The sequence below is a fragment of the uncultured Sphingomonas sp. genome, assembly GCF_964244265.1.
Taxonomy (GTDB): Bacteria; Pseudomonadota; Alphaproteobacteria; order Sphingomonadales; family Sphingomonadaceae; genus Sphingomonas.
Genome location: NZ_CAXTHV010000035.1, coordinates 21,965 through 31,000, shown reverse-complemented (window position 1 = coordinate 31,000; position 9,036 = coordinate 21,965). Strand labels below are relative to the sequence as shown.

Here is a 9,036-nt window from a genome sequence, read left to right as displayed (position 1 = left end):
GCTACACCGATGCCTCCACCGTCATCATCGTCTCGGCGGGCGACGCGATCGACGAAGTGTCTTGCACGCCGATCCGCATCGCCGCGATGGCATTCGGCGTCGACAAGCTGAGCTGGGACCAGGCGGACTATTATGCCTGCTACCAGGCCGGCGCGCAGCTCTGGAAGAACACGGACTACAGGCCGAAGGACGTCGATACCGTCCAGTTGTACGACGGATTCAGCTTCATCGCCTGCCAGTGGCTGGAGGGGCTGGGCTTCTGCGAGATCGGCGAGGTCGGCAGCTTCATCGAGGGCGGGCGGCGCATCGCGGTCGATGGCGAGCTGCCGCTCAACACCGGCGGCGGCCAGATCGCGGGCGGACGGCTGCACGGCTTCGGCTTCGCGCACGAGGCCGCCGTGCAGTTGCGCGGCAAGGGCGGCGCCCGGCAGATTCCGGGCGATCCGAAGGTGGCGGTGGCGACGGCGGGAGGGGGCTTCCTTGGCACCGCGTTGCTGCTGACGCGCGACTGAGCCGGGCACGGCGATGATGCGCCACGGTATCGTATCGGCGATCTTTCCACGGCTTTCTCGCTGGTCGTCAATGTCCGGGCTATACCGGTCGGATGATGGATCGCGGTGCGGTGACGGGCAAACGGCGAGCGAGACCTGATGATGGCCCCTCGGCGGGGGCGGAACCGAACGAGAGGATCCGAAAATGGTGACGTTGGCAACCGGGCAGCTTTATGTCGACGGCGTCCTGCGCAACGCGGCGGGCGACCGGACCTACAAGGATGTCAGCCCGTGGACGGGCGAGGTGATCGCCGAGGCGGCCGACGCCTCCGCCGAGGACATGGAGGAGGCGATCGCGGCGGCGCGCCGCGCCTTCGACGACACCGACTGGGCGACCGATCATGCCCGCCGCCGCGCGCTCGTCGCGAAGCTGGGCGAACTGATGGTCGCCAATCAGGATCGCATCGTCGAGATCGTGCGGCTGGAAGGCGGCGCCGCGTGGGGCACGATCATGGGGCCCCAGGTCCAGTTCGCGCTCGACGCGTTCCCGGGCATGCTCAAGGTGTTCGACGACTTCAAGTGGGAGAAGGACGCAGGCGTCGTCGAGGCCTTCTTTACCCAGTCGCGGCGGGTCATCCGGCGCGAGGCGTTCGGCGTGGTCGGCGCGATCACGCCGTGGAACGTGCCGCTCTACGTCAACGTCGCCAAGCTGGTGCCGGCGCTGCTCGCGGGCTGCACCGTGATCCTGAAGCCCGCGCCCGAGACTCCCCTGTCCGGGGCCATCATCGGCGAACTGGCGGCCGAGGCGGGCTTCCCGGCGGGCGTGTTCAACGTGATGACCGGCGAGGATCCCGCGATGCTGGGCGAGATGCTGAGCGGCGATCCGCGCGTCGACCTGGTGACCTTCACCGGATCGACCGTGACCGGCAAGCGCATCATGGAGCGCGGCGCGCAGACGCTGAAGCGGGTGTTCCTGGAACTCGGCGGCAAGTCCGCGCTGATCGTGCTGGAGGACGCGCCCGATTACGCGATGGCCGTCGCCCACTCGATGATGATCTATCATGCCGGGCAGGGCTGCGCGAACTGCACGCGGCTGCTGCTGCCGCGCAGCCGCTACGCCGAGGGCGTGGCGATCCTCGAACAGGCCTATGCGCACGTGCAATGGGGCGATTTCGACGACAAGGCGAACTATATGGGCGCGCTGATCTCCGAGCGGCAGCGCAAGCGCGTGCTGGGCTATATCGAGGCGGGCAAGGCGGAGGGCGCGCGGCTGATCGCCGGCGGCGGCATCCCGGCCGACAAGGGCGACGGCTTCTTCGTCGAGCCGACCTGCTTTGTGGATGTCGACAACAAGATGAAGATCGCCCAGGAGGAGATCTTCGGGCCAGTGCTGGTCGTCATCCCGTTCGAGGATGACGAGGACGCGATCCGGATCGCCAACGACAGCATCTACGGCCTGTCGGGGGCGGTCGTCTCGGGCGATTTCGATCGCGGCATGGCGATCGCCAAGCGCATCCGGGCGGGCACCTATAGCGTAAACGGTGGGATCTGGTCCGCGCCGGACGTACCCTTTGGCGGCTACAAGCAGAGCGGCCTGGGGCGCGAGTGGGGCGAGGCGGGCTTCGAGGAATATCTCCAGATCAAGACGATCGCCATGCCCGCGGCGTCGTCCGCGAACGACGTGTCGGCGGCCGCCATGGCGGACACGATCTGATCTCTCGCGCGGCCGGTCGTTCCCGCGATCGGCTGCGCGCCAATTCACCTGTCGAGCCACGGGAACAGGGTTCGATCACATAACATCAGATCACAGGATGGATGGCCATGGCTCTCGTGATGAAAGGCGTTCGCGTCCTCGAGGTTGCGCAATTCACGTTCGTGCCGGCCGCCGGCGGCGTGCTGGCCGACTGGGGCGCGGACGTCATCAAGATCGAGCATCCGGTGCGCGGCGACACCCAGCGCGGTTTCATCAACCTCGGTGGCCTGCGGATCGATCCGAACCGCAACACCATGATGGAGCACCCCAATCGCGGCAAGCGCAGCGTCGGCGTCGACCTGTCGACGCCCGAGGGGCAGGAAGTGATCTACGAGATCGCGAAGACGGCGGACGTTTTCCTGACCAACTATCGCGCCTCGGTGCGCCAGAAGAACAAGTTCGACATCGAGCATATCCGCGCGGTCAATCCCAACATCATCTACGCGCGGGGCACGGGCCACGGCGACAAGGGGCCGGAGCGCGATGCCGGCGGCTATGACAATTGCACCTTCTGGGCGCGGGGCGGGGTCGCCGCCGCCATCACTCCGCCCGAGCTGCAGGGCGCGATCCCGCAGTCGATCGGAGCCTTCGGCGATTCGATCGGCGCGATGTATATCGCGGGCGGCATCTCGGCCGCGCTCTTCCACCGCGCGAACACGGGCGAGGCGACGGAGATGGACGTCTCGCTGATGAGTTCGGCGTGGTGGTCTTCGGGCATGGCGATCGACATGGCGATGGATACCGGCCTCAATCCCTACGGCCGTATGCCGCGCTCGGGCGGCTCGCCCGGCAATCCGTTCATGGGCTATTTCTACGCGTCGGACGGCGGCGGCATCGCCATGTCGGTGCTCTCGCCCGGCCCGTTCATCCGCGACACCTTCGAGCATCTCGGCCTGCCCGAAGCCGCCGACGATCCGCGGTTCTCCGACGTCCATGCGCTGATGCAGAACTGGGAAGCGGCAAGCGCGCTCATGGTGGAGGCCTTCGCCGCCAAGCCGATCACCTACTGGCGCAAGCATCTGCAAACCATGCAGGGTCAGTGGGGCCCGATCCAGACCATGCTCGAATTCTCGCAGGACGAGCAGGCGCTGGCCAACGACATGGTGTTCGAGGTCGAGGCGGTCGATGGCGGGCCGCCGCTGAAGCTGGTCCGCAACCCGGTCCAGTTCAACCACGCGCCGGTCAAGACCACCCGCGCCCCGCAGGCGTCCGAGCATACCGAGACCTTCCTGATGGAGCTGGGCCTGGAATGGGATCGCATCGAGGCGCTCAAGGCGGCGGGCGCGATCGCCTGAGCCAGGTGCTGGCCGCCTGCCGCCCCATCCCATCGCATCGGCGGGCGGATCGGAACGACTGCGTGCGATGGCGCATAGTCGAGCCGGCACTTGGTTTTTCCGCGGCAGGCTCAGGCTCGTGACGATCGATCAGCAAGGCAGGTCGGGTGAGGGCATGGTGACCGAGCGCGCCGGCGCCGCCGAATGGCGCATGGCCTGGCCGCTGCCGGCGGTCGTGATGCTCGCGACGACCGGGATGTCCTTGGTCATCTACAGCGCGGGCATCTTCATGCCGCTGGTCACGGCATCGTTCGGCTGGACGCGTGGCGCGTTTTCGTCCGGCTTCATGGTGAGCACGTTGGTCGGGCTTGTCGCGATGCCGCTCACCGGGCGCATGGCCGACCGGTGGGGGCCGCGCCCGATCGCGCTGGCGGGGGTATTGGCGCTGGCGGTGGCGATATCCGCGCTCGGACTGGTCGACGGCACATTGTGGCATTGGTGGCTGTTGTTCATGCTGTTCTCCCTGTCGGGATCGCTGATGGCGCCCTCGATCCTCACGATGGCGGTCGTCAGCCGTTTCGACACCTCACGCGGTCTCGCTTTGGCCGTGGCGCTATCCGGCAACGGCCTGGCTGCGGCGATCTGGCCGCCGCTGGCGACGCTCTATACCACCGCCTTGGGGTGGCGGCTGGCCTTTGCCGCGCTCGCGACAAGCTGGGCGGTCGTGACCTTTCCGCTGCTCTTCGCCTTTTTCCGGGCGCGCCGCGACCTGCCGTCGATGCGCAACCCGCCGCACGTCGCGCCGCAGGCCGATATGCGCTATGCCGAGGCACTGCGGTCGCGGCCGTTTCTCTGCCTGGGGCTGGGGGGCACGCTGTTCATCGTCGCCGGGGTCGCGATCCTCGTCAATCTCGTGCCGATCCTGCGCGACCGCGGCATGGCCCCGGCGCCTGCCGCGGGCGTCGCGGCGGTGGCGGGGGTCAGCGCGATTGCCGGACGCATCCTGATCGGCTTCCTGCTCGACCGGATCCAGGCGCGACCGATCGCGATCGCCGCCTTCCTGCTACCGGCGGCCGCCAGCCTGATCCTGTTGGCGGCGGGCGGCTCGATCCCGCTCGCCATCCTGTCGGCGATCCTCCTCGGCCTGGGGCTGGGTGCCGAGATGGATATCGCGACCTATCTTGCCGCGCGCTATTTCGGCCTGAACAGGTTTGCCGGAATCTTCGGTATCATCATCGCCTTCTACGGCGTGGGGGCAGGGATCGGTCCGCTGCTCGGCAACATCCTGTACGATCATGTGCTGAGCTACACGCCCGTTCTGCTGGCGGCTGTCCCGCTGCTGATCGTGAGCACCTTGTTGATTGCGGCGTTGCCACGCGTGCCGGAGCATTCGTGATCCCCATTGCCGGACGCGTCTCGTCGCGGGACTCTCGGCCGCCGCATCGGCATCGGTCCTGCTCGCGAGGTCGCGTCGGCCCCAACATCGCGACCGCGATATAGCGGCTTCTCTCTAAGCGACGCCGCCATTTTGATGTACCAGCGCGCTCCGGCTCGGGAAGGTTGATGGTTTCCTTGTCTGATCCGGATCGTGGGCTTGCGCCAGGTGACGTGGGCGGGCATTATTGTGTCGAGGACCGCAAAGATGCGGCAACAAAGGATGGGAGAGGGGTTAATGCGTACTTCATACAAGGCGGCGCTGCTGCTCACGAGCGGACTGGGCTTGATCGTTTCCGCGCCCGCGCTGGCACAGAGCGGCGCCTCGCCCCAGACCGTGCCGAGCGGGACGCCCCCGGAGGGCGCACCGGCCGGTATCTCCCCGGAGGCGACACCGGCCAGCCCGGCCGCAGAGGCTGGACCGCAGGGCGGCAGGACCGCCACTGGCGGGAACAGCGAAGGCGGCGACATCATCGTCACCGCGCGGCGCGTCGAGGAACGGCTGCAGGACGTGCCGATCTCGATCACGGTGTTCAACCAGCAGCAGATCTCGAACCGCAACATCGTCGCGCCCGAAGACCTCGCGCTCTACACGCCGTCGCTCTCGACGAACGGCGTCACCGGCCGGGAGAATACCGCTTACTCCATCCGCGGTTTCACGCAGGAAATCGGCACATCGCCGTCGGTGGCGGTCTATTTCGCCGATGTCGTCGCGCCGCGCAGCAGCTCGTCGATCCCGCAGGGCGACGGCGCCGGACCGGGCTCGTTCTTCGACCTGCAGAACGTCCAGGTGCTCAAAGGTCCGCAGGGCACGCTGTTCGGCCGCAACACGACCGGCGGCGCGGTGCTGCTCGTGCCGCAGAAGCCGACCGGTCGTTTCGAGGGCTATGTCGAGGGTCTGTACGGCAGCTATGACTGGAAGGGCCTGCAGGGCGCCATCAACGCGCCGCTTACCGACACCGTCCGCGCGCGCCTGGCGTTCGACTTTCAGGATCGCGACGGGCTGACGAAGAATGTCGGCACCGGCCCCGATCTCGACGACCGGCACTATATCGCGGTGCGCGGCAGCGTGGTGTGGGACGTCACGCCCGACATCGAGAATTACACGATCGTGTCCTACCTTCACTCGAAGAGCAACGGATCGGGCTACGCACTGATCGGATGCAATCCGGCGAGCTTCATCGGCGCCAATGTGTGCGGTCCGTTCGCGACGCAGCAGGGGGGCGGTCCGCACACCGTCAGCACCGATATCGGCAACCCGCTCAACGAGCGTACCGAGTATCGCGGGATCAACACCACGACCTGGCAGGTCAGCGACACGCTGACGGTGAAGAACATCATCAGCTATACGCGCTTGACGGGCAAATACGTGTCGGACGTGTTCTCGAGCGACATCAAGATTCCGACCACCGTCTTCGTTCCCGTTCAGAGCGCGACGGGCGCCGTCCTCGGCCTGCAGCCGACGCCTACCGGTGCGCTGGCGGGGACGCGGCTGCAGTTCGTCGACACTTTCGCCAATGGTGACGCGGGGAATACCGACCAGTCGACCTTCACCGAGGAGTTGCAGTTCCAGGGCAGGATCGGCGGCGACAAGTTCATATGGCAGGCGGGCGCCTATTACGAGCGGGCCGCCCCCCACGGTTACACGGAAAACCGCTCCACCCAGCTGGTCAACTGCACGGACGTCACGACATTGCAATGCTACTCGCCGCTGGGCCAGATCTTCCGGCGGGGCTATGCTCTATTTTACTCAAACCTGCTCGGCGTGCCGGCGCAGTTCACCGATCCGGGCTACGACTTTCCCATTGGCGGCCTCGGCCGGCGGCGTACGACGGTAGCCTATCGCAATCTCGGGATCTACGCGCAGGGGACCTACGCCCTGACGGATCAGCTTAAGGTCACCGGCGGCATTCGCTACACTTCCGACGAGGTGAAGGCGACCGCCAATGAACTCAGCTACGCCTTTGGAGGGCCCGGTTTCGGCGCCAACAACCCAAGAGTATCCTGCGTCCAGTTCGACGCCACCATTACCAATGACTGTCTTATCACGTCCAGAACGAAAAGTTCCAAGCCGACCTGGCTCATCGATCTCGATTACAAGCCGAACGAGAACATCCTGCTCTACGGAAAATATGCTCGCGGCTACCGCCAGGGCAGCGTGACCCCAAGCGGCGCCGGGATATACAGGACCTTCAGGCCGGAAAGGATCGACGCATTCGAGATCGGCCTGAAGACGGATATACGGGGGGCGCTTCGTGGCTATTTCAACATCGATGGCTTCTATAACAATCTTTACGGCCAGCAGATCAACGCCGCCTTTACCGATACGGACAACGTAGTTTCTCAGGCATCGGGTATTATCAACGTCAACAAGTCAAGAAGCTATGGTATCGAGGCAGAGGCCAACATCACCCTGTTCCGCGGCTTCAATCTGAACGGCTCCTATACTCATCTTCGCACGAAGCTGGTTAGTGCGCCCGTCATCGTACCGACTCCCCCATTTGAGATCGTGACCTTGTCGGCAGCCGTAGGCGGCGATCTGGCCTATTCGCCACGTGATCGGGTTACGGTGACGGGCAGCTATGCACTGCCGCTGGATCCGGGTCTCGGGCAGATTGTGTTTGGTGCCACCTATAGTTATAGCAGCTCGCAATTGGCGGTATCGCCGGCGTCGTCGCCCTTCGCCAAGATGAAGTCGTTCAACACTCTCAACCTCAATCTGAACTGGAATCGCGTAGGCGGATCGGCGTTCGACGTTTCCGTGTTCGCGACGAACGTTACCGACGAGAAGTATCAGACCCAGGTTGCGGGCATCTATAACGGCACGGGCCTCGAATTCGCGCGCTACGGCGAACAGCGCGTCATCGGCGGGAAGCTGCGGTTCAATTTCTGACTGAACGTGACGGGGCGGCAAGATCGCGACGAGCGATGGCGTCGCCCCGGAGCGACGGGTACGTCGTCGATCTAAGCAGGACGCAACAGCGTAACTACGGGGTCCGGATTTGCTGATCCCGGATCCGCTGATCCCGATCGGCCGATCATTGTCCCGACGGAGAAAAGGTGCCGCATGACCCAGTCTCCTCTCACTATCGCGAGCCGGGAGATTCCTTATCCGTCGTCGATCAGCGAGGCGGCTCGGGAAAAGCTGGAGATGATGGCGGCGATACCCGCCGATGCCATGGAGCAGCCGCGGGATATGGCCGGCTGGGAGGCGATGATCGGCTTCGTCAACGACGTGCTGTTCGAAACCATCGCCGCCCCCGCCGCCGGAACCACGGTGACGCCGATCGAGGTCGGGGGCATCGGCGCCTTCGAGATCGAGCCGCGGGGATCATTCGGCGAAGAGGATGGCCGTATCTGCCTTTACCTGCACGGCGGCGGGTTCACAATGGGATCGGGCAGGGCTTGCGGGGCGATGGCGACGGCCTTTGCGGATGGCGCGCAGCTGCACACGATCGGCCTCGACTACCGGATGCCGCCGCACTTTCCCTATCCCGCGCCGCTGGACGATTGCGTCGCGGCGTATCGGGCGCTGCTCGAAACGCGGCGGCCGGCGGACGTCATCGTGGCGGGAACCTCCGCCGGCGGCAATCTGGCGCCGGCGCTCGTCTTGCGCGCGCGCGACGAAGGCCTGCCCCCGCCGTCGGCGGTGGTGCTCCTCTCGCCGGAGATCGACCTGACCGAATCGGGCGACAGCTTCGAGACGTTGATGGGCGTCGATCCGGTGCTGAAGGCCCGGCTCACCGAATCGATCGAGCTTTATGCCGCCGGCCACGATTTGTCCGATCCCTATCTGTCGCCGCTGTTCGGCGACTTCGCGAAGGGATTTCCGACGACCTTCCTGCAATGCGGCACGCGCGACCTGTTCCTGTCGAACACGGCGCGCTTCCATCGCGCGCTCCGCAAGCAGGATATCCCCGCCTTCCTGCACGTCTTCGAGGCCATGCCCCATGGCGGCTTCGGCGCGATGTTCGAAGGGGGATTGGGGAGCGCGCCCGAGGACCGGGACGTCTACGAGGAAGTGCGCCGGTTCCTCGCCGCATTGCCCCGGGCATGATGAAGCGACGCGGGCCGATCTACCGAG

At 65.7% G+C, this 9,036-nt stretch carries 5 protein-coding genes and 1 pseudogene; all 6 read left to right on the top strand.

All coding sequences use genetic code 11. From position 1 onward, the window contains the following. A pseudogene (locus ACFE7K_RS13475) lies at nucleotides 1-512 on the top strand (thiolase family protein); the annotation flags it as partial. Nucleotides 513-696: 184 nt separating this feature from the next. Beyond that, a complete protein-coding gene (locus ACFE7K_RS13470) occupies nucleotides 697-2,205 on the top strand; it encodes an aldehyde dehydrogenase family protein (RefSeq protein ID WP_375398711.1) in 1,509 nt (502 codons plus the stop codon). A 107-nt stretch (nucleotides 2,206-2,312) separates the two neighbouring features. Beyond that, nucleotides 2,313-3,539 (top strand): CaiB/BaiF CoA transferase family protein, encoded by a 1,227-nt coding sequence (locus ACFE7K_RS13465; protein WP_375398713.1) that lies wholly within the window; start codon nucleotides 2,313-2,315, stop codon nucleotides 3,537-3,539. 118 nt (nucleotides 3,540-3,657) lie between these two features. Next, nucleotides 3,658-4,914: an MFS transporter gene (locus ACFE7K_RS13460; RefSeq protein ID WP_375398710.1), complete on the top strand. Its 1,257-nt coding sequence runs from the start codon at nucleotides 3,658-3,660 to the stop codon at nucleotides 4,912-4,914. A 276-nt stretch (nucleotides 4,915-5,190) separates the two neighbouring features. Continuing rightward, entirely contained in the window at nucleotides 5,191-7,845 is a 2,655-nt protein-coding gene (locus ACFE7K_RS13455) for a TonB-dependent receptor (RefSeq protein ID WP_375398709.1), read from the top strand. Between the two features lie 174 nt (nucleotides 7,846-8,019). Beyond that, the gene (locus ACFE7K_RS13450; RefSeq protein ID WP_375398708.1) at nucleotides 8,020-9,009 is read left to right on the top strand and encodes an alpha/beta hydrolase; all 990 of its coding nucleotides are present in this window, start codon (nucleotides 8,020-8,022) and stop codon (nucleotides 9,007-9,009) included. The last annotated feature ends 27 nt before the right edge of the window (nucleotides 9,010-9,036 follow it).